This window comes from Candidatus Hydrogenedentota bacterium, assembly GCA_012523015.1.
GTDB lineage: Bacteria > Hydrogenedentota > Hydrogenedentia > Hydrogenedentales > CAITNO01 > JAAYBJ01.
Map to the genome: position 1 here is coordinate 1 of JAAYJI010000079.1, position 22992 is coordinate 22992.

General features: G+C 50.7%; 18 protein-coding genes. 5 read left to right on the forward strand and 13 right to left on the reverse strand.

The window, feature by feature from the left end:
* Positions 1-30: 30 nt before the first annotated feature.
* Together GX117_03440 and GX117_03445 are read left to right on the forward strand one after the other, a co-directional pair.
* Complete coding sequence (locus GX117_03440) at positions 31-810, forward strand: c-type cytochrome (GenBank protein ID NLO32398.1); 780 nt, start codon at positions 31-33, stop codon at positions 808-810.
* A gap of 152 nt (positions 811-962) precedes the next feature.
* Positions 963-2072, forward strand: a complete 1110-nt coding sequence (locus tag GX117_03445; protein ID NLO32399.1) for a hypothetical protein — start codon at positions 963-965, stop codon at positions 2070-2072.
* 79 nt (positions 2073-2151) lie between these two features.
* On the opposite strand, the gene GX117_03450 is transcribed toward GX117_03445, so the two are convergent.
* The 5 genes from GX117_03450 to GX117_03470 form a co-directional block, all read right to left on the reverse strand.
* A complete protein-coding gene (locus tag GX117_03450) occupies positions 2152-3471 on the reverse strand; it encodes a bifunctional UDP-3-O-[3-hydroxymyristoyl] N-acetylglucosamine deacetylase/3-hydroxyacyl-ACP dehydratase (protein ID NLO32400.1) in 1320 nt (439 codons plus the stop codon).
* On the reverse strand, positions 3449-4501 hold the full coding sequence (gene lpxD, locus GX117_03455) for a UDP-3-O-(3-hydroxymyristoyl)glucosamine N-acyltransferase (protein ID NLO32401.1): 1053 nt from the start codon (positions 4499-4501) through the stop codon (positions 3449-3451). Before lpxD ends, GX117_03450 begins: the two co-directional genes overlap by 23 nt.
* Positions 4502-4618: 117 nt before the next feature.
* Positions 4619-5182 (reverse strand): OmpH family outer membrane protein, encoded by a 564-nt coding sequence (locus GX117_03460; GenBank protein ID NLO32402.1) that lies wholly within the window; start codon positions 5180-5182, stop codon positions 4619-4621.
* A 226-nt stretch (positions 5183-5408) separates the two neighbouring features.
* Positions 5409-7730 (reverse strand): outer membrane protein assembly factor BamA, encoded by a 2322-nt coding sequence (gene bamA, locus GX117_03465; GenBank protein NLO32403.1) that lies wholly within the window; start codon positions 7728-7730, stop codon positions 5409-5411.
* On the reverse strand, positions 7727-10186 hold the full coding sequence (locus tag GX117_03470) for an ATP-dependent Clp protease ATP-binding subunit (protein NLO32404.1): 2460 nt from the start codon (positions 10184-10186) through the stop codon (positions 7727-7729). Before GX117_03470 ends, bamA begins: the two co-directional genes overlap by 4 nt.
* Before the next feature lie 414 nt (positions 10187-10600).
* Here GX117_03470 and GX117_03475 point away from each other — a divergent pair, with 414 nt between their 5' ends.
* Positions 10601-11812 (forward strand): 6-phosphofructokinase, encoded by a 1212-nt coding sequence (locus tag GX117_03475; protein ID NLO32405.1) that lies wholly within the window; start codon positions 10601-10603, stop codon positions 11810-11812.
* Positions 11813-11919: 107 nt separating this feature from the next.
* On the opposite strand, the gene GX117_03480 is transcribed toward GX117_03475, so the two are convergent.
* Together GX117_03480 and GX117_03485 are read right to left on the reverse strand one after the other, a co-directional pair.
* A complete protein-coding gene (locus GX117_03480; GenBank protein ID NLO32406.1) occupies positions 11920-12624 on the reverse strand; it encodes a hypothetical protein in 705 nt (234 codons plus the stop codon).
* Positions 12625-12742: 118 nt separating this feature from the next.
* The gene (locus tag GX117_03485; protein ID NLO32407.1) at positions 12743-14695 is read right to left on the reverse strand and encodes an ABC transporter ATP-binding protein; all 1953 of its coding nucleotides are present in this window, start codon (positions 14693-14695) and stop codon (positions 12743-12745) included.
* A 332-nt stretch (positions 14696-15027) separates the two neighbouring features.
* Between GX117_03485 and GX117_03490 the strand changes: the two genes are divergently transcribed.
* Entirely contained in the window at positions 15028-16218 is a 1191-nt protein-coding gene (locus GX117_03490; protein NLO32408.1) for an amidohydrolase family protein, read from the forward strand.
* Positions 16219-16257: 39 nt separating this feature from the next.
* On the forward strand, positions 16258-17271 hold the full coding sequence (locus GX117_03495) for a prolyl oligopeptidase family serine peptidase (protein NLO32409.1): 1014 nt from the start codon (positions 16258-16260) through the stop codon (positions 17269-17271).
* A 73-nt stretch (positions 17272-17344) separates the two neighbouring features.
* On the opposite strand, the gene GX117_03500 is transcribed toward GX117_03495, so the two are convergent.
* The 6 genes from GX117_03500 to GX117_03525 form a co-directional block, all read right to left on the reverse strand.
* Positions 17345-18346, reverse strand: coding sequence for an ABC transporter permease (locus GX117_03500; GenBank protein NLO32410.1), 1002 nt, complete (start codon positions 18344-18346; stop codon positions 17345-17347).
* On the reverse strand, positions 18343-19872 hold the full coding sequence (locus GX117_03505) for a sugar ABC transporter ATP-binding protein (GenBank protein ID NLO32411.1): 1530 nt from the start codon (positions 19870-19872) through the stop codon (positions 18343-18345). Before GX117_03505 ends, GX117_03500 begins: the two co-directional genes overlap by 4 nt.
* Positions 19873-20019: 147 nt before the next feature.
* Positions 20020-21048: a type II secretion system protein gene (locus GX117_03510; protein ID NLO32412.1), complete on the reverse strand. Its 1029-nt coding sequence runs from the start codon at positions 21046-21048 to the stop codon at positions 20020-20022.
* Between the two features lie 50 nt (positions 21049-21098).
* Positions 21099-21452 (reverse strand): hypothetical protein, encoded by a 354-nt coding sequence (locus GX117_03515; GenBank protein NLO32413.1) that lies wholly within the window; start codon positions 21450-21452, stop codon positions 21099-21101.
* Between the two features lie 18 nt (positions 21453-21470).
* Entirely contained in the window at positions 21471-22475 is a 1005-nt protein-coding gene (locus GX117_03520) for a hypothetical protein (GenBank protein ID NLO32414.1), read from the reverse strand.
* A gap of 127 nt (positions 22476-22602) precedes the next feature.
* The coding region (locus tag GX117_03525; GenBank protein ID NLO32415.1) for a nucleoside permease at positions 22603-22992 on the reverse strand (390 nt) is incomplete at its 5' end.

Here is a 22992-nt window from a genome sequence, read left to right on the forward strand (position 1 = left end):
CTTCCGGGCAATGGGCCCCGGGGATTATGGGTGAATAACGATACGGCTTTTGCAGCCCTCTATTTTGATGACAGCGTGGCGGAAATTTCCCTGACAAGCCAAGGACGCAACAAAACCGATCGTATCCCCTTGGTCAATGAAGACGTGGTCCTTTCGGAAGAACGGAAAGGCGAACAATATTTTCATGACGCCGAGCTCTGCTTCCAACACTGGCAAAGCTGCATCAGCTGTCATCCTGAAGCCCGTGTTGATGGCTTGAACTGGGATTTGATGAACGACGGTATCGGGAACCCCAAAAATACGCGCAGCATGTTGCTGTCTCATGCCACACCGCCGGTCATGAGCCTCGGCGTTCGCGACAAAGCAGAAACAGCGGTCCGCGCCGGCATTCGATATATTCAATTTGCCATACGGCCCGATGAAGATGCCCAAGCCATTGACAGCTATCTAAAAGCGCTGAAACCGGTTGCCAGTCCTTATTTGCAAGAGGGCGCTTTAACGGAATCTGCCCAACGAGGTAAAGAACTCTTTCATAACCAAGGGGGCTGTGCACATTGCCATCCTGCCCCTTTATATACAGATCTGAAACTCCATGAACTGGGATTGACTCAGGGATTGGATGAGGGCAAAGCCGTGGATACGCCGACCTTGGTCGAGATCTGGCGTACTGCCCCCTACCTTCATGACGGCCGTGCGGCTACCTTGCATGAGGTGTTGAAACAATACAACGCAGATGATCGGCATGGGAAAACAAAGGATCTTGACGAAGAGGCGCTGGATGATCTGGTCGCCTTCTTGCTCTCCTTATAAGGGCAGCACGCTCAGATCCGAATACCCCTTTGGAAGCCGCAATTCGGCCACGCCATAGATAGGCTGATCAAAAACCGGCGCGGCCTAAAACGCCTATAAACGCATAGATACATTTACAGCATTAATTTATACCGAAAACAGGAACCCCAGTTATGATGCCAAGCACCATTACCGATAACAATAAGCTCTCGATCACCTCCTTCGAACGGGCGAGATGCAAAGAGCATGTAATAACCTTCCAATCCGAAGTACAAAGTGAGTTTGCACAGGCTTGCACCCACGTGGCGGATGCGGTGGGCCAACGGAATGCCTCCCTCATTGCCTTCGATATTTTCGGCGTACCCGGCTCCATGGAAAGCCAATTAAAAGAGGCTTTCTCTACGCTTCCCTATCCGTCCATCACCTGGCTTGAAGGCAGATATACGCAAGATGCTCCTTTTTACAGCATCGTAGCCACTGCCTTGGAAGGACCTGAGGTCACGCCTCTTGTGGCGGGCGAAAGAGCGGTTGGTGTTACCTATGATATTGACGGACTCCGTTACTGCCGCTTGGGCGGAAACACGGCTGTCAATCTCGGCGCATCCCCGAAAGAACAAACGGAAGAACTTTTTCATAATCTTGAAGAAGCACTCGCCCTCGCCAATATGGATTTCACCCACGTGGTCAGAACATGGTTCTACAACAAAGACATGCTGCAATGGTACGACAGTTTCAATGAAGTGCGCACCGCCTTTTTTCAGGAGCGGGGTCTTTTTGACCGCTTCGTACCCGCGAGCACGGGCATCGGCTGCCGGAACGGAAAGGATGCCGCTTTGATCGCCGGAGTTTTGGCAGTTGCCGCCCATAGCCAATCGCTGACCCCCACGGAAGTGCTCTCCCCCTTGCAATGTCCTTCCTTTGAATACGGCAGCGCCTTCAGCCGCGCCATGGAATTTACGGCAGGCGGACTGCGCCGTCTATACATATCGGGAACGGCAAGTATTGAGCCAGGCGGCTTAAGTGTTCACTTAGGAGATGTGCGCGCCCAGATAGAACTTACCTTGGATGTGGTGGAAGCCATATTGGTATCTCGCGGCATGACCTGGGACTGTACGACGCGAAGCATCGCTTATTTTAAACACGCGGAAGACGCGCCTAACTTTGCAACTGCCTTGAAAGAGCGGGGTATGCCCTCACTGCCGGGCGTTATTGCGCACACTGATATTTGTCGTGATGATCTTTTGTTTGAATTGGAGCTTGATGCCATCCATCCCGCCGGCTGAATCGCCGTAAGCGCCCAACACGCCACGACAGCGTCCTCGAATCTTTGGGCTGCGGGCGCTATGCGGCTCCCATGCCGGTCTATTCGATGTGCATCAACCCGAAGGACATGGTCGCTTCCGCAGCAACAACATCATCCACCAATGCCACGGCTTTAATTTTGCACGCATTATGGCGATAGTGGACCATTTCCGCCTTCAGCACAAGCTGATCTCCGGGGACGACCGTGTCCCGGAAGCGCGCTCGCTCCACCCCCATCAAAAATGCCAGGCGTCCGTTCGCCTCGCCATTTTCTCCGAAAACGAGTACTGCCGCCACTTGTGCCATGGCTTCAATAATGAGTACGCCGGGCATAACGGGAATATTGGGCCAATGCCCTTGGAAAAAAGGCTCATTAACGGTAACGTTTTTGATACCGGTCACCGTCTTCAACGGTTCATAGCTGAGGATGCGATCGACGAGCAAAAAAGGATAGCGGTGGGGCAAGATCTTCATGATCTTATTGACATCCAAGGCGGGCGGCGTGCGCCGCAGTTTATGCTTATAGGAACGCACTTCGCTGTCGGGATAGGTTCGCGCATAGACCTTTTGGATCTGCTTCGAAAAATTCACGTTCTTTTCATGACCGCATTTAACGCCGATAATATGCCCTTTTAGAGGCGCGCCCAACAGGTAGGTATCACCGAGCAGATCAAGAATCTTGTGACGCACGAATTCATCGGGGAAACGGAGATCATCATTGAGAATGCCGTCATCATTGATCACCACGGCACTTTCTAAGCTGCCGCCCTGGATCAATCCGGCATCCTGCAACATTTTCACTTCCCGTAAAAAACAAAAGGTACGCGCCGGCGCCAATTCATTTTTGAAAGTATCTTCCGTAATCGTGAAGGAGGCGTATTGCGTGCCCACAGTGGGATGGTCATAAGCAATGGTCATGGTGACGCGCAGATCGTCGGAAGGCAATATGCTCAGTGTCACATCGTCTTTGCGATAATAAACGGGGTGATCCACGCGGATATATTGCTTGTCTGCTTCCAAGTCCACAATACCTGCGTTAAGCAGGGTATTCATGACCGGCAGGGCGCTGCCGTCACCGACAGGAATCTCATCGGCGTCGACCTCAATAATCAGATTGTCGATGCCCAGCCCCGCGAGGCTTGACATGGCGTGCTCAATGGTATGGATTTTCGCATCGCCGATACCGATGGTCGTGCCTCGTGCCACGTCCACCACATTATCCACGAGGGCGGGTATGGCCTGTACAGGATCCAAGTCGACCCGATAAAACACGATTCCTGAGTCTGCCGGTGCGGGTTTAAAAGTTACTGTCGTTAAATTACCTGTATGCAGCCCCACGCCGTCATAGGAGGCTTCTTTAGCGATTGTTCGTTGTTTCATTTCCTTGTGCGTCTTTCAATGCCTCTATCGTTCGCTCCAGCTCTCTCACACGCCGAAGCAGTTCAGGCAGTTTTTGTTGTGCCACAAGTACACGCCGCTGTAAGGCATGGTCTATAGCCGGGAAACCCGATACAACCTGACCTTCGCCAATACTGCGGGTTACTCCGGCTCGACCGCCGATGGTCGTTCCTTTGCCGATGGTTATATGTCCCGCGAGCCCCGCATCGGCACCAATGGAAACATGGTCGCCGATTTGCGCGCTTCCCGAAACTCCGGCTTTCCCGGCGATGGCGCAATGCTTACCTAGTTGAACATTGTGCCCTATTTGTACGAGATTGTCAATCTTTGTACCACTGCCAATGGTCGTAGTGCCAAAGGTGGCACGGTCTACAGTGGTGTTGCTGCCTATCTCTACATCATCGCCAATTGAAACAGTGCCGATCTGGGGAATCTTATGCCAGCTGCCGCCAATAGGGGCAAACCCAAAACCGTCACTGCCAATACATGCGCCGGCATGAATTATACAACGTTTACCAAGCACAGTATCTTCCCGGAGTACTACGTTTGGATAAAGAATCGTGTTATCTCCCACCCGACAGCGTGCGCCGACATAGACCCCCGGATAGATAATTACGTGATCGCCGATCTGCGCGTTGGCGGCAATGGAGACGTGCGCGCCGATAGTGACCTCTTCCCCGATCTGTGCAGTAGCATCAATGCAGGCAGAGCTATGCACGCCGGGGGAAGGGTGGGTGATGGGCGGCGCCATATGCTGCACAATGCTGAGAAAAGCCACATCCGGTTGGGCCACACGTATGATGGGCATAGGCGCATCGGGCACGGATTGGGGTGCCAGTGCGGCTGCCGCTCGGGATTTCAGAAGTTCAGAAAAATATTGGGGGCTCCGAGCAAAGGTCAGATCCGCTTCTGTAGCTTCAGCCAGGCTGTTCACCCCGCAGACACGAACAGAAGCATCACCTTCCACAATACCGCCCACCAATTGAGCTATTTGACCGACCGTCATTTCCATTATCGGGTCACTCTCCCGCTGTTCAGGTATCCCCCAACAAGATCGGGGCATACCTGACCAGACAAATCAGTTTCCATAATAAGCTTAGGCTTAGAAACCGGTCTGTAAATGTTACCCTTACTTGTTCAGATCTTGGAGCACCTGAGAAGTAATGTCAATGGTAGCACTGTGGTATAACACGCTGGCACGGGTCCCTTTGGACGCATTCAGGATCAGATGGTACCGGTCTTTTTCCGCCACCTTCGCAATCACGGCTTCAATGTCGTTCACGACTTCTTTGAGCACCCGTTCTTCTTGTGTGTCAATAAGGCGCTGACGACGCTCCAGCTCACTTCTGTATTGCACGAAATCGGATTCGATCTGCGAACGCTTGTCGAAACGTTCATCATCGCTCATACTATCTTTTTTGGCTTCGTAATCGCTCTTGGCCTTTTCAATGCGCTGCGACATGGAATCAATTTCCTGCTGGAGCCGGTCCACCTCTTTTTGCAGCTCATTGTATTTCGCTTTGCGTTTGTTATATTCCGACATCAATAAAGACATGTCTACCACCGCAATACGGTACTGTCCGGTCGTCTCAGTTTGAGCCGCGGCCGGCCGAACCATGAGGCAGGAAAATGCTAACGTTAATACAATGGACAGCCCTAGAACTAAACGAAGATAAGATACTTGTTGATTCACTGCGAAATCCCTTTACTTTAAGCGCACTCGCGCTTTTTGGGGTGGAGACGAAAAAAGATAACCTAAATACGTGCCAACGAGCACATAATAACGCTTTTGAAACGTGTAGATCGTCAGTATATCACGGCATAGCGCGATTTTGCAATCAAGCAAAAGTCTTTTGACCCCACTTACCACACTATGGCTATAGAACAAACGCTAAACGTTAAACATTTCAGCCAAAAGATTAAAAACGGAATCCGGTAGACATATGCAGCCTTCCGCTGCTGCTCTGGTGGCGGCCGGGATTGAGCGGATAGCCGTAGTCAACCCGAATGGGTCCAAGCATAGGCACATTAAAGCCGATACCGGTTCCCACACTATAATTGAGATCGCCAAAACTCACGTCACCCACTTCATCCCAAACACCGCCGGCATCTGCAAAGGCATATACACGGAAGATATCAGTGGCACGGAATTTTGCCTCAACATTGTAGACTGCACGGGCGTTGCCGCCAATGGCAAAGCGATCGCCGCCCAGCCAATATTCTCTGATTTTGGGACCAATGTCACGGTTGCGATAACCACGAACCGTAGCGGTACCGCCGGCATAGAAACGCTCCTGCAGCGGCACATATTTGGAGCTGCCATAGGTGTCCATGACGCCATGACGGGCACGGACAGAGAGAACCCATTTTTCTTTCTCGCCTAAGGAACGGAACCAGCTCGAATCTTGCTCAATACGCCAGAATTCGTGGTCACCGCCAAGACCGGCAACTTCACCCACCAAAAGATGGACATAGCCCCGGTTGGGATCGAAACGTGAATCCAAGGTATTGCGTTCTATAGACCAGCTGTTGGCGATGGTCGTAGATTCTCCCGCCTGCATACGCAGCACCGGATTGTAATACCATTCCAAATCTCTCAAATCGGTTTCTTGGTAACGGAGTGCTGTCATGACCATCGTGGTGGGGGACAGCGCCTTGCCAAAGCGGATTTGACCGCCCCTTGCCTCTTCCCGGTACCGCGCTGCGCCGCGCACGTCATACGATTCGTCGAATACGTCAAAACCAAAGGTCAGCGGATAGCCCAGGAATTCGGGTTCGGTAAAACTTAAACTATATTGATCTCTACGATCGCCGACCTGTACACGAAGCCGCAGCTGTTGGCCGCCGCCCGAAAAGGAAGGCCAGTTGAAGATATCGAAATTGTTCAAGCGCACTTCGGAATACACGCCCAAACGGTCTTCTGTACTATAGCCTGCGCCAAAATTGAAGGTTCCTGTTTTACCTTCTTCCACATTAACCAACAGATCCGTAAACAACTCGTCGTCTGTTTCGGCAAAGGTAATGCGGGTCTTATCGAAGAAACGCGTATTTTTGATGCGGTTTTCGCTGTCCGTCACCGCTGCGCCGTCGTAGCGTTCTCCCGGGATCAACAGCATTTGCCGGCGAATCACTTCGTCCTTGGTCACATCATTTCCGGTAACCCGTATTTCACGGACATATTTCAGATCACCTTCATTAATATGATAGACGGCGTGGGTCGTCTTCGTTTCCCGATCCAAGGTAATTTGCGGCGTTACGACAGAGTCAATATAACCGCTGTCCTGATACCCTTGTTCAATTAATGCCACATCCGCCGCTACTTGGCCTTTGTTATGAATAGAACCCGGAAGCACTTCTACCGTGCTTAACAGTTCTTCATCATCGTAGACCGCGTTATTCGCGATGTCCAAGGATTCCATGGTGTATTGCTGCCCTTCATCCATATGAATGACAACATCCATTGCCTTGCCATTTTTCGAATAGACCATATCGGTGGCGACGATATCGGCTTCCAAATACCCGTTGTCACCGTATTTATCAATAATGTTCTTTAGATCGGCTTCAAATTTTGCTTCTTCATAACGACCGCCCATAAACCAACGCGCCCGTTTTGTTTTCATAGTCTTGCGAAGGGCGCGGTTGCTCAGGCTGTCGTTGCCTTCAAAGCTGATGCTGTGAATGCGCGCTTTGCCGCCTTCAGAAATATCGTAAATGAGACGGACACTGTTGGGGCCGATGTTCTCGGAATTCACTTCGATAAAGGTGTTGGTATAGCCTTTGCCCTCATAGAGCGCAAGAATAGCATCTCGCTCCTCTTCAAAAAGATCGGGCTGAAAGGGCGCGCCCTCGCGCATAGACAAAACGGCACGGATGTTTTTCGTCTTGATCTTTTTGTTGCCAATGATGCGCACTTCACCAATAATGCGTTTTTCCGTGACGCTATAGACAACGACCACGCCCGCCGCGCTTTCGTCTGTACGGGAATTGACGGTCTCAAAATATCCCGTCTCGTAGAGGCGCTTGATGTCACGCGCCACAGCGCCCGCATCAAATGGGTTCCCTGCTTGCGTCTCTAATTGCGCACGTGCGGCGGCATCACTGATCCGAGAAAGGCCCTCAATGAGCACGTCCTGCACAGTCGGCGGCGCCGCATCTTGTGCGAAAGCCCCGTTTCCGTGCCACAACATCGTCAGCCCCACAACAACGAAAACAACCACGATATTCAAATAAAACTTCTTCAAGTGAGTATACCTTCCGCCGGCTGTGCCCCTTTTGTAAACACCAGCTTATCGCCAATGTCTGAAGGGTGCACGGTAATGGTTGTAACTGTGCCCAAATTGCCCTTTAACAAGATTTCCGCAAGAGGATCCTCAACATACTGCTGTACGGCACGCCGCAAAGGCCGCGCTCCGTATTCCTCATTACTTCCGATACGAACAATAAATTCTTTGGCCTGATCCGAGAATTCCAAATGAATGTTCTTTTCCGCTACTCTATCTACCACTTCTTGCATTTGGATTTCAACTATTTTCAGAAAATCATTATGTGTCAAGCGGTGGAAAACCAAAATTTCATCAATCCGATTCATGAATTCAGGATTGAAAATCTTTTTCGCCTCTTCCAATACGCGGTCACGCATACGCTCGAAGTGTTCGCTCTCTTCATCGCGATAAAAGCCGAGGGAGGTGCTCTTCCCAATGCGTCTGGCACCGGCATTCGAGGTCATGATCACTACCGTGTTTCGGAAATCTACTTTACGGCCTGTGTTGTCGGTGAGACAGCCTTCTTCCAACACTTGCAATAAGGTATTGGTAACGTCGGGATGGGCCTTTTCAATTTCGTCAAAGAGAACCACTGAATAGGGCCGGCGACGCACCTGCTCCGTCAATTGACCGCCTTGATCATAACCAATGTAACCGGGAGGCGCTCCGGCAAGACGCGATACGGCAAATTTTTCCATATATTCGGACATGTCAATGGTAATCAAAGCTTCTTGATTACCAAAGAGAAATTCAGCCAAGGCTTTGGCAAGCAAGGTTTTTCCCACACCTGTGGGACCCAGCAGCAGGAAGGAACCTACCGGGCGATTAGGATCACGCAGCCCCGAACGGCTGCGTTGTATGGCGCGCGTAATGGCGCTAATCGCATCTTCCTGCGCAACAACCGTCTTATGCAGTTCATCGCGCATCCGCAACAGCCGCGCTGATTCTTTTTCTTCCAGCTTCGTGAGCGGCACCCCTGTCCATTTGGAAACAATGTAGGCTATATCGTCTTCATTTACAATCGTCTCAGAAGAATCGCGCACCCGTTCCCACTCACGTTTTGCCTCCTCCAGCTCCGCCGCCATGGTTCGTTCTGTATCGCGGAAGGCTGCCGCCTTCTCATATTCCTGAGCGCCAATAGCAGCTTCTTTTTCTTTTCGTGCTTCTTCGATCTTATGATCCATTTCTTTGAGCGCCGGCGGGCGTGTCGTGATCTGTAATCGTGCTCGGCTGCCCGCCTCATCGATAACGTCCACGGCTTTATCAGGCAGAAAGCGATCAGCAATATACTGGTCCGCCAGCTGCGCCGCAGCGATTACCGCTTCATCTGAAAATTTCACACGGTGATGGGCCTCATATTTATCGCGCAGCCCCTTTATAATCTCAATCGTTTCCTCAACGGTGGGCGCCTCAACGAGAATCGTCTGGAATCGACGGGCAAGGGCGGAATCCTTCTCAATATGTTTGCGATATTCGTCCATGGTCGTAGCGCCGACACACTGCAATTCGCCACGAGATAAAGCGGGCTTCAGCATGTTCGCCGCATCTACTGCGCCTTCTGCCGCGCCGGCCCCCACGATGGTATGCAATTCATCAATGAACAGAATAATATTGTCGGCACGACGAATCTCTTTCATCACTGCCTTTAGCCGCTCTTCAAATTGTCCGCGATATTTCGTGCCCGCCACGACGCCAGCCAGATCCAAGGTCAAGACACGACGGTTGAGCAACAGTTCGGGTACGTCGCCGCGGATGATACATTGGGCGAGTCCCTCGACAATGGCGGTCTTACCCACGCCCGCCTCGCCAATGAGCACGGGATTATTTTTGGTGCGGCGGCTCAGTACCTGAATCACACGCTCTATTTCGTCTTCACGCCCAATGACGGGGTCCAGTTTCCCTTCACGCGCCATTTGCGTAAGATCCCGGCCGAAGGCGTCTAACGCAGGGGTTTGCGATTTGCGGCTCCCTTGTGAGCCAATGGCACCCGGGCGGGTTTGATCACCCAAAAGACGCACGACTTCATCTTGAAGGCGGGTGATATTCGGGATTTCCTCTTGAAGGACTTTCGCAGCAATACCTTCACCTTCCTTCAGCAAACCAAGCAGAATATGTTCCGTGCCAATATAGTTGTGGTTAAGACGACGCGCCTCCTCCACAGCCAATTCCAGCACTTTCTTGGCGCGGGGCGTGAAAGTAATATCTTCTTCAACAACCTGTTCTACACTCGGCTGAACCTGTTGTTCAATTTCCAAAATCAACGCTTGAATATCAACGCCGAGATTTTCGAGGGCACGTATAGCAATACCTTCCGGTTCTTTGCACAATCCGAGCAGAATATGTTCTGTCCGTACATATTCGCAACCAAGCCGTACGGCTTCTTCCCGTGCAGTGCCAACAACATGCTTCGCTCTATCGGTAAATCTATCCCACATTATAATTATACTTATACCTAAAAATTTATACGCCTGAAGAAAAAACGTTCCTGATCCGATGGCAAGTATAGCATGAAACCATGATCGTACCCAAAATATTCAATCCTCTATTCGATTGGATTTGTAGGATCCGAAAAAAGAAAGAGACTGTATAAAACTAACCTTCACCGACAGCTTTAAAATTTCCGAAACACCGCTCCAGCAAAATAGCTCCGCTCTTTTCCCATAGATATCTTTTAAGAAAAAGGCCTGAAAACAGAATTTTTCCTTCGTGTCATTCCAATAAGAGCCCTTCCACAGATTCCAAATTGATTTCTTGCGCCGGATATGGCATACTTTGGGCATCATCATGATTCCCCACGCCTCGTTTAAAGGGACAGATGTATCTAACATAACCGATAAAGGGAGAAAAGTATGTCGAACATATTAGAAGGAAAAGTACTGGTAGCCCAAGGCGGCGGTCCTACGGCAGTCATCAATCAAAGTGTGGTAGGCGTGATTCGTGAAGCACGGAACTACCCTCAAGTTACCCATATCTACGGCGCGTTGAACGGTGTCTCCGGCATTATCAACGAACGCTTTCTTGATCTCACCGATGTATCCGATGCCAATTTGGAAGCCGTGGCAAACAGCCCCTCTTCCGGACTTTTATCCACACGCGATAAACCGGACGAAGCCTATTGCAAAAAAATATTCGCGGTTTGTAAAACCCATAATATCCGCTATTTCTTCTATTGCGGCGGCAATGACAGCGCAGACACCTGCCGCATCGTGAGTGAAATGGGCAAAAAGGTCGGCTATGATATGCGCGTTGTACATGTACCCAAAACGATCGATAACGATCTGCGCGTCACCGATCAATGCCCCGGCTACGGTTCTGCGGCCAAATTTGTGGCGCAGGCATTTGCCGGCGCAGACCTCGATAATCGTTCCTTGCCCGGCGTATACATCGGCGTTGTCATGGGCCGTGATGCAGGCTTCCTCGTTGCCGCCAGCGCCTTAGGCCGCAAATATGAAGATGACGGTCCCCACCTTATTTATCTTCCCGAACGCACCTTCTCCATGAAACAATTTTGTGAAGACGTGAAGGCCGTCTATGAAAAGTTTGGTCGTTGTGTCGTTGCGGTGTCTGAAGGCATCAAGAATGCCGAAGGGCTTCCCGTAGTCACAGAGTATATCGGTATCGTCCGTGACCATCACAACAATGTACAGTTGTCCGGATCCGGATCTCTTGGCGATGCCCTCGCGGATTATATTAAAAAGAACACCGAGATCGACCGTGTCAGGGCGGATACCTTGGGATATCTCCAACGCAGTTTCTTAGGCTGTGTCAGTGAAGTCGACCAAGTCGAAGCGCGTACCGTCGGTGAAGTCGCCGTGCGCCATGCCCTGCGACACGGTCAAGATGGTTCTGTGGTCATGGAACGTGTTGCGAATTACGCCATCTCCTATCGTCTCGCCCCGCTGCAAGATGTTGCCAGACTCACCAAACCCTTCCCCAACAATTTTATCAATGAGGCGGGCAATGACGTGACGGAAGATTTCATCACCTATGCACGCCCCCTTGTCGGGACACTCGAGCAAGCATACCATCTGGATGCGCCCCTTGTGCCGGTGCAACGCTAAACAATAAATACATCCTATAAATCATAACGCCCGAAGCGATATGAAAAGGCTTCGGGCGTTTCTTTATATTTTCGTCTCCCTATTTTTCATCCCCCTTTAAAAAAACGCTATTGCAGCTGGATCTGACCTAAGGCTGTGGGTTCGGCCGGCGCAATATAGGTTTCTCCCACCTCCACCGACGGACCGGAACTGACTTTTAAGCGCAACAGAAATTTACCGGGCGGGATACGGTCGAAAACAACCTCACCCCGGTCATTCGTGACCGATTCCGCCGGCCACCACGGCCCATAGACCGGATGAATCAACATGAGCCCTACCTCTTCGCCGGACACCGGTTGATGATTAGGCAAGATTAAGGCTGCGAAAAGGATGCCTGCCTGCACCATTCTAATTTCCAAAGTCTCTTGAATGGTTCCGCTGTTGGGCAGCACTTCGAGGAAATTATTGGGGAAATAGCGAAGGTCGGGATCCCAAGCGCGCAACGCAACTTTCTCTGAAGCAGGAAAACGGATAGAAGATAGACCATCGGCATCGGTCAGCGAACCGGTGGCTATAGGCGTATCAAAGGCGTTTGGATTGTACGTAGCAATAGGCGCCATCCCTTTAAGCGGTGTACCGCCAAGGGTGAGCACGCGCATGGGTGCCGTAAGAAATCCTGATTCCGCAACGGGCGCGTCGGCAACAGGGGGCGCATCGGCGGATACGGGGGGCGGCGCTTCCTCTTGAGGAGGTACAGGCGCTTTCGTGGGCGCCGGTACAGGGGTGGGCGCGACAGGAGCTTCTTTTCGACAATCACAGCCGCTAAACGCCAAAAGGCACCCCATCAGAAGGAAGACTTGACCCCTCCGAATCATCGCTAAGAACTGTTGTTTCTTTCCGGGCACGCTTATACCATTTCGTCGCCATGACGAAGACAATCACTCATGGCTGCTATCCGTTAATGTTGAACTGCAGATCATGGAGCCGTCGGTAGGCACCTTCTTTAGCCAGCAATTCGTCGAGACTTCCTTCCTCAATAATGCGCCCGGCATCCATGACCAAAATACGATCGGCACGTTGAATCGTGGACAAGCGGTGGGCAATCACAATCGTTGTGCGCCCTTTCACAAAATGATCAAGGGCTTCCTGAATAAGTTGTTCACTTTCAGAATCCAAACTTGAGGTCGCCTCGTCAAGAATCAATAAGGACGGATCTTTGATGATTGCCCGGGCAATAGCGATTCGCTGACGTTGTCCGCCGGACAGGGTGCAGCCTGATTCGCCTATGACCGTGTCATAACCATTGGGAAGTTCTTCAATGAAAAGGTCGGCATGCGCCGCTTGCGCTGCCCCTTGGATACGTTCTTCTGTAAAATCATCACGGCCAAAGGCGATATTGCTGCGCAGCGGCTCGGCAAAAAGAATCGTATCTTGCGTGACAATACTCATCTGCTCACGGAGACTGGAAATAGTCGCTTCCCGTATGGCTACGCCGCCAATTGACACACTGCCGCGGATAGGATCGTAAAAACGGGGCAGCAACTTAACGAAGGTACTTTTCCCGGAACCGCTGGGGCCCACCAAGGCAACCATTTCCCCTTTTTTAATTTCCAGGTTGATATCCTGCAAGACTTCCCGCTCGCCATCATAGGAAAAACTCACGTTCTCGAATCGGATAGAAGAACGTAAAGGCTCCAAGGCAACGGCGTCTGCACGCTCCTGAATATCCGGCTGCATATCGATAAACTCAAAACAGCGCTGTGCACTTGCCACGCTCGTCTGAATAAGATTGTTTACATCCGACATCTTGCGCACCGGGTCAAGCATCATGGCAAGGGCAAAATAAAGCTGAACCAGAGCGCCCGCGTCCAACTGTCCCGATTCGACACGCTGACCACTGAACAACACAAAGCTCACGATACCCACAACCAGTATAAGCTCTGTGCTCGGGCCTGTAAGCGCGTGGAGCCGCACCATACGCAGCAAAAACTTGCGCAACCGTCTTATCTCGGCATGAACGCGATTCACCTCATAATCTTCCATGCCAAAACCTTTGATTATTGAGATGCCTTTGATCGTTTCATTCACGACTGTCGCCATGCCCGCAATTTTCTGTAAAGAGCGGCGCACACTCATGCGCATCTTTTTTCCGATACTGATCAGAAAATAAAGTACAAGAGGAAGTACGCAAACACCAATCAATGTCAGCTGCCAATCGACAGACAGGGCCACCGATAAAAACAAAAGCACCTTGATAGGCTCGCGCATTAATTTAATAAACACCCCTTCCAGACCGCGATTCACCATGAATATGTCATTGGTGAAACGCGCTAGAATTTCACCTGAACTGTGAGACTCGAAAAAGCCCACAGACTGGCGCATCAAATTGGCATACATGGCACTGCCTAAATCGCTGGTAATATTAGCGCCAATGGATCCTGCCAAATACTCTTGAAAGAAACGTGCCACGTTCATAATAAAGGCTAAAATCAAGGCGAATACGGAGGCAACCATAAGGGCACGCATACGATCGGCACGCATGGTTTTCGCCAAATTACGTAGCTTATCGGGCAGCCCCGTCGGTCCCCAACCGACATAGCGTTCCATGATACCGACATAATGCTGTACATTTTCCGCCAATGCCTCTGCGGGATCCTCGGAATGTTCTGTTACAGCAGTCGATTCAGGCGCTTCATAAAAGGTGACACGGATTAACACACCCACCCCGACCAGCATGGCGCCAAAAGAAGCGGCAATAACAAGGGCGAGAAATAACGATAAAATAAGACGTCCTTTATAATGCCACGCCAAGGCTACAAGCCGGCTGTATATAGTCCAAGCGGAGTAGGTTGGAGAGGACATAGGGACAGGTACATTGCCATTTGTAAATACAGGGGTTGTCATGCTTTTGCTGGTGGCTCCGGAGTGAAAGGTTGCCCTAGTGTAGCATAGCCATAGAGGAACGGGCAAGAGGAACAGGGTCTGCGCAGTTTCAAAAGCTATATAGTAGACGCAATAAAGTCCGCTCCCTCAGGGTACGGGTTGTTGCGGCTAACTATAAAGCGAATCAAAAACCTATTTGAACACGGCAACTGCTTATTTTTTTTTCGTATATGGTAGAAGTCATACAACAAGAATATTGCATATGATCCGTTTTCTCATGTAGTATAATTAGTGTATATAACTTTATTGCATATCTCGCCGAAGCGAATTCGACGTCAATGGAGGGTTAATCCATGGCTGTCAAAAGAAGGAAGTTCCTCAAACTCGCCGGCGGCTTACTCGGCGCGGCGGCACTGGTCGAATTGGGCGCACGAAGCGGAGTCTGTCCTTTCAAGGGCTTTTCTGTAAAACGCCCGGATACGGATACACGCCGGTTTTTGGGTGATCTCCCGGAGAACCGACACGACCGCGCCATATTGCGCATGTCGGAATTGGATCAACTGCCTTGGTTCGAAACCAATGAAGACGGCGACATGCAATTGAAAGCGGGGAGTGATCTGCCGGCTATCATAGACTGTCATAGCCATGTGGGATGGAGTCAAGGCTTTGGTTCTGATATCGACATGACGCGGCGCTGTCCCGTGTCTTATTTTTTTGATCATGAGATTCCCCAAGATTTTTTGCATGTGCAAATGCATCCCACCGAGGCGGAGTCAAGGGTATTGTCTCGAGAAACATCCCTGACCTTGCTTCACACACCCCAACGAAACAAAACCCATACAGCTGTCAATCTGCTCGCGGAAATGGAACGCTTTAATCATTGTCGGGCGGCCCTGCTCCCGGTTGAAATTCCGGTACGTTCGCATCACATGAAACAAACCGAGGCAGCGGCACAACTGGACGAGCGGCTGCTGCCCTTTGCCGCCATTCATCCGCGGCACTGGTCAGACAGCAAAGCAGAGCGTTTGGAGGCATTGGTCAACCGCACGTGTCGGGGGTTGAAATTTCACCCCGTGTTTCAGTTCATTGCGCCTGACGCCAAAGAATCCATGGCACTCTTTGACTGGTGCGCCGCCCATGATGTTATTGTACTCTCCCATACAGGATTTACAGGTCGGGAACCGGCTTTTATGCGTGCCTTCGCCGAGCCCGAACGATTCCGCAAGGCGCTGCAAGAATTTCCCAATCTAAAAATGATTTTTGCTCACACAGGTTCTCGTGCCCGTTTCAAAGAGGCCTTCGCCGTTGCCAAGGATTATGAAGATCAGGTTTGGCTGGATTTTACGGGGCAGCCGGTACCCAATATCCAGCACTTACTGGACAACTACGATACGGATAAATTGCTTTATGGTACGGATTGGCCCTATTATCCCTTATCTGTGTCGTTGGCACGCTTCCTCGTGGCTACCTCCGGCCGTGAACATCTGCGCCCCGCTATCTTACGGGATAATTTCCTGCAGCTCATGGGCATGCAGGAAGCCTGAGCACAAATAGCGCGGCCATTAAATGAAAGACATATCTTTATGATCCATCTTATTTCCTTGAAAACCTATGATCCCTATGGATTGGAAAGATCCTTCAGATCCATCGAGACGCTGAACACTTGGATACTCACTATCCTCTTCTGTTGCTTAGGCGCCACGCTTTGCTGCCATGGCGACGAATCCCAGTCCGGTATTACCGAAATCTCCATCACTTCCAGCATAGACGGTACGGATCAAAAAGCGCTGTACTATAAAAGTAACAGCCCGTCGCCCGTGCCGCTCATACTCAGCTTGCACAGTTGGTCTGGCGACTACAACCAAGCCGATCCCCTTGCAGAAAAAGTGATTGCTGCAGACTGGAACTATATCCACCCCGATTTCCGAGGCGCAAATAATAACCCGGACGCCTGCCTGAGCGAGAAGGCGGTGCAAGATTTGGACGATGCTATAGCCTATGCCCTACGAGAAGGACCGGTAGACAACACAGCCGTTTTTGTAGTCGGCACTTCCGGCGGCGGCTATGCGACACTGGGCAGCTATCTGCGCACCAATCATCCTGTACGATTGTTTCTTGCTTGGGTTCCCATCAGTGACCTTGACGCATGGTATCGGGAATCGAAGAATCGCGGCAAAAAATATGCAGAAGACATCGTAGCGTGCTGCTCACCTTTCGACGAATATGATCCCCACTGCGCCTTGGAACGCTCCCCTCTTTATTGGCCTATGCCGGTATTACCACCGGGCCGCATCGAACTTTATGCCGGCATAGAAGATGGGTACACCGGAAGCGTTCCTATTTCCCACTCCCTACACTTTTTCAATAAACTGGCAACCCATTTCCAACGACCGGACGCACGGGTTAGCTGCGAAGAAATGCTTGCCTTACTGACGCGTGATGTGAAAGTAGACCGTGCGGCGGGCACCCTTGAAGACCGATCTATATTTTATAAAAAAGAGATTGCCCAGGCTTCAGTCACCATTTTTGACGGCACTCATGAAATGCTTACAGGCTACTGTTTTGAACGGATCTGCGCCGCCGTTGAGGAACGCTGAATTCAAGAGCGCCTATCCTAATCAGTGCCGCAATTCGTTTCCTATTCCATCCCCTGCAGCATGTTAGGAAGCCCTACCTTTTCGAGCGCTGAAATAATACGGCAGCAACAATAATGAAGCCGGTCAGCATGAGCCGACCCGCCTCGCCCACGGCATTGAGGCTGAGAATTTTTTCAAGATAACCAATGGTCAACGCCCCTACCAAGGTCAACGCCATAGAGCCGCGTCCGCCCATAAGGTTGGTGCCGCCGATGACAACAACAGCAATCGCTGTCAATTCATATGAGCCCCCCGCCTCAGGATCACCCTGAGTTTCTTGTGCTGCCTGGCAGATACCCGCGATGGCGGCGAAGACACCGCTTAGCGCATAGGCAAGTATTTTAGTGCTTGCTACGGGCACACCGGACAGACGGGCTGCCTCCTCATTGCCGCCAATGGCATAAAGATAGCGGCCCGGCCTGAACCGTGCCAACAACAAGCCTGCAAAGAGCGCACAGCCCAAAAATACTAAGGTGACGACGGCCACATTTTCCCCTAAAATACGGGCATTCAACACTTCAAAAAAACGGGGGAAATCAAGATAGACAAAGGTATCGCCTTGCTGCACGCCCTGGGATATTTTACGGCCGCCTGAAATATATTTCGCCAAGCCTCGGGCAAAAACCATCATCGCCATAGTCGCGATAAAAGGCTGCACCCGGAACTTCGAAACAAGTGATCCTGAGACGGCACCACAACTCAGCCCGACAAGCAGACATACCGGCACGGCAAGAAGAGGCGACCAGCCCCAATGAATCATGAGTAAAGCGGAGAGAACCGAGACCAAGCCCAACACGCTGCCTACGGCAAGATCGATGCCGCCGGTGATGATGACCAAGGTCATGCCGCAGGCGAGAATACCGTAGCGGGAAATGTGACGCAGCATATCCCGATGGGTCTCCCAACGGAAGAAGGATCCTTCAGCATTGAAAAAGGAACCCAGGATTAAAATAATAACGAGGGCAAGCAGGGCGCGAAACAAAGGATGTGAAAAAATAGGGCGCAGTCTCTGCAAAGGTACCACAGCAGCATTCATGATTTACTTTTCTCCAGACCGCCCATAGAGGCGGCCAATACGGTTTCTGCACTCACATCAGAGCCTTGAAATGTTGCGGTCATATGTCCGCGATGGAGCGCTATGATACGGTCACTTAAGGCAAGCAATTCCGGCATCTCGGTACTAATTAACAAAATCGCGATGCCCTGCGCTGTCCATCGATTTAACAAGGCATAGATCTCCTGCTTGGCCCCCACATCCACGCCCCGTGTAGGTTCGTTCAGCAGCAAAATACGAGGTTGCGTTTGCAGGCATTTGGCAAGAACCACTTTTTGCTGATTCCCTCCCGACAGGGTCTCTACAGGGTGATCCAAGGAGGCTACACGAATGCCGAAATGGGAACGGCTTTCCTCAGCGGCGCGTTGTTCTCTATCCTCCCGAAGCAATCCTCTTGGTGAAAAACGGGCTAAGGCAGCAAGGCTGATATTGTGAGTAATGCTCATGGGCAATACTAAGCCCTCGCGCTTACGATCGCCGCATAAGAGCGCGATGCCGCGATCCAAGGCATGCTTGGGGGATCGGGGCGTGTAGGCGCGTCCCTCCACATACAGCTCTCCCGTCGTGCAGGAACCGTAACTGCCATAAAGGGCATTGAGCAGCACATCCGCTCCGGAACCTTGCAATCCCGCCAAGCCGACGATCTCGCCTGCGTGCAACGAAAACGAAACACGATCCACAGCAGGTCGTGGTCGTCCGCCCGGATCCGGAACCGTAAAACGTCTGATATCCAAAACAGTTTCGCCGAGAGAAGGTTTTTCTCGCCGGGCAGATTCCGACACTTCCCTACCCACCATCCAATGAATCAATTGCTCTCGTGACAGATCTTCTCGGTCTGCTGTCCCAATGTAATGACCGTCACGCAACACCGTAATGCGGTCGGCAACACGATAGATCTCTTCCATCTTATGGGTGATATAAATAATGCCGCAGCCATCTTTTTTCAGGTCTTCCATCACGGCAAAGAGACGGTCCACCTCAGGCTCTGTCAATGCGCTGGTCGGCTCATCCATTACCAATATACGGGCATCAAAAGCCAGCGCTTTTGCCACTTCAATACTTTGCTGCACACCGATAGGATATGTGTCAACACGGTCTTGTGCTTGTGCTTTCACACCGAGCCGTGACAGAATCCGGATACATCGTTTTCTTTCGCTTGAAAAGCGCAGCCATCCCCAACGCAAATCCGTTTCTCGAGCCAAAAAAATATTATCGGAAACAGTCATGGACGGGATGAGCGACAATTCCTGATGGATGATGGAGATACCTTTACGAGCGGCGTCTTGAGGAGACTTGAAACGCTCCTTCACCCCATTCAACAGCAATTCGCCCTCATAATCTTGGTACACGCCGCAAAGAACACGCATGAGCGTGCTTTTACCGGCACCATTTTCTCCGGCCAAAACGTGGATTTCTCCGGCGCGCAAACTGAAATCAACGGCATTTAATACGGGCTGCCCGGAAAAGGACTTGCCGATCCCCTTCAATTCCAACAAGGGAGCGGTCATGGTTTTTCCTTTGCACTTTAAAGCTACAACAAATTGCTTACTAGCGAGCAAGAAGCGGAATCCATTTAGTGCGCAAGTCCCGCACGATCTGCGTGCGGCAACACCGCTGCGGTGAAGGTCTGTGCCGGCTGGCTGCTGAAGGCGGTCTTACGATCGCGAATTACGTCCTTGCCACTCGCTTGAGTAGATATACGGACCATATCCATAGGGCGGCTGACCGGGCGGTAATTCATTTTCCATTTCAGGAGCCGCTTCACGTAATTGTGTTCGTGAACGGAAATCAAAATCAAGTACGCCGTTGGCGTTCTTATCGCGTGTAGCAAGATAATAGGCGCGAAGCCCGAGGATATGATAAAGATTTCGGGAATTGTGTTCCGTTTCTGCAGGTACGCCCAGCGGTTCGGGCAGTAAGCCGAAGGTGCTGCCGCCCGGCCCAACACTAATCAACACAAAAGCGTCGTAGGTGTTGGGCGGAAAGCTGAGTCCTCTCGGGAAATCGGGATCACTGGGATCCCAAACATCGGCATAGGCGGAATTCTTTTTCATCCAATATTTCTGCACTTGGTTAAATTGTTTTTTATTAACCGGAATATAGATGAACGGCCGCTTCGCCGCTTCTAATTGACGTTCCTCTTCCATGCCGAGGCCGGGCGTGCCCGGACCATGGTATCGGGGCCATTCTCTAAAATCGAATTTGTAGGAGCTGTCCGGCTGCAAATCACCATGAGGCGAAAATTCGAGCAAGCTGAGGCGGTCATCACGGTCGGTGTCATAGGAAACCGAAAACTCATCATATAAATGAACCTGGCCGTGATAGCCCATAATGTGCATGTAGGGAATGAGATGATAATAACGGGAATCATCTTGAGAATTAGCGGGCGGCGTATTGTTTTTAGCAAATTCAAAAGCCACATAGCCATATCCCGGCGGATAGGAACGGTTGTCCGTATAATACGCTGTCAATGCGATGGATACTTGTCGCAGCGCACTGTCTAGGCGGCGCAGTTTCGCACGTTCAATTACGCGTGGTCCGACAACCATAACCATGGCTGCCAAAATTGAAATGATTGCAATCACTGTAAGCAATTCAATCAGTGTAAACCCCCGGGCAACACTATGTTTCATAAAGATATCTCCTCTTTCATGGGAAAAACCATCCTGCCTAAATAGTACCATAAAACAGGAGTGTCCCTCATATATTTTGCCATAATACTCAAAACAACGGCTTATTTCCGAAACAAATCATCAAACGAAAGCTTATCCGAATCCGATGGGTTTTCACCAAAAAGTTGTGCGAATTTCTCCAGTGATTGCTGCTTCACGGCTTCTGTTTTTGAGTTGTCTGTCGTGCCGCTGCGAAATTTGAACTCCTCACAAAAATTGAGGCCTTTGCGGTCGGCAACATATTCCGTACCGGGAATATAGCACTGATTATGTGCATTCTTCCGGTGAAAACTACAATTCAAACAGCAATGTAAATAGGCACCGCAGCGAGAACAGCTTTCTTTAAATCCCGGCTGAGCAGTACTTTTACCGGACCATTCGTTTCCGCATTTATGACAGCTGTAGATCGGATCCATATGGCCGCCTCCGGCTTATTATTTATTGTTCTCCGCAGAAACTGACTGTACCATGGGTGTTTTAGGTGCATCAGGAATCGCATGTTGCAACAAGGCCCAAACCAAATGGGTCGTGGTCATTCCATTGCTGGATTGTTGGTTGCCCGTGCCAATGGCAGTGGGCCAGCCGCCCTCATCATTTTGAGCCTCGGCAACTCCTTGCAACCATTCATCCTGAACCATTTCAGGATGATTGAGCTCGAAAAGCAGCGCCAAACATTGCCCGGCCATGGAGGTAGCAAGTCCCTTCTCTTGTAAATGATTTTTGAACATAACAGAGAGGGTATTTCTGACCAACATCAATTGAGGCTCATTGAGAAAACAGTTATGATCACGGAGCCATAACGTACTCAGCCCCAAGACGGGAGTAAAAGGATTCATACCTTCTTTCAAGGTGGCGAGTATTTCATCAAGAAGCGATAATTCAGCCGGATAAAGATCACAATAAAGGGCGCTCAACACAATACGTTCCACGCGTTCGCAGCCATCGATGACTTCTTTATCCACTAGAAAATCGGGTTCTATCAAACGTTTTAAATTGCCCAGATCTCCCATGGATTCATCTCGACGATGGGCGGCATAAGTGGATTTGAGACCATAACGTTCATGAAGGCAATATTTGCGCTGCATATAATCAAGGAGCACCAATCGGTACAGCCGATTTACATCACGGTCTTTAAAGGCCAAAAAGGCCAAAGCTTTGTCGATTTGCTCGGCGTAAGGACTTGAGGCATAAGGACGCGGATCGCCGGGAATAGGCAATTCTTCGGGAATCCCGCCCTTCAAACGAAGGACGTAAGCGGAACCCTCCGGCTTAGACGCCGTGTCTTCCTGTGCTTGACTCGTTTCCGACTGAACAGATCCATCTGTCTTGGCGGTATCGCTTTGTCCATAACTTGCGGGGGCAAGAAACATGACACTTAAAAAACCGCACAGTATCCATGCCTGTGTTTTTATGATCCAAGGGGAGGCATTTTTATGCATTCTTCTATCCTTTCCCATAATAACGCACAGTAACAGCGCCCAATTCCTTGTCGGGAACAGGGCGCTATCTATCAAACGCTTTTTATGTGCAAAAAGTCAACAGTCGGCACCGGAAAACCCGACGCACTTATGCTTCTGCAATGTCGACTGCCTTCGCCTCTGTGGGTTTGACTCTAAATAGCAAGGCGAAAAGGACACCAACCACCAAGGCAACAATCATAGGCAAGAACCACACTTGAGACCATTGGATTGCGCCATCAACCGTATAGTGCTCAAGGATACGCCCGGAGATGATGGAACCGGCGCCCTGACCCAAGCCAAAAGTAATGAGCGCAATGAGTCCTTGCGCACTGGCCTGGATGGATTTGGAAGCGACATTGCCCACATAAACCTGTCCGGCCGTGAAAAAGAAGCCATAACAAAAGCCGTGGATAACAATAGACAAAATCCACAGCGAATAGCCCGGTCCCGGATCACTCATCATGAGCGCGTAACGCAGCGCCCATGAGAGCATACC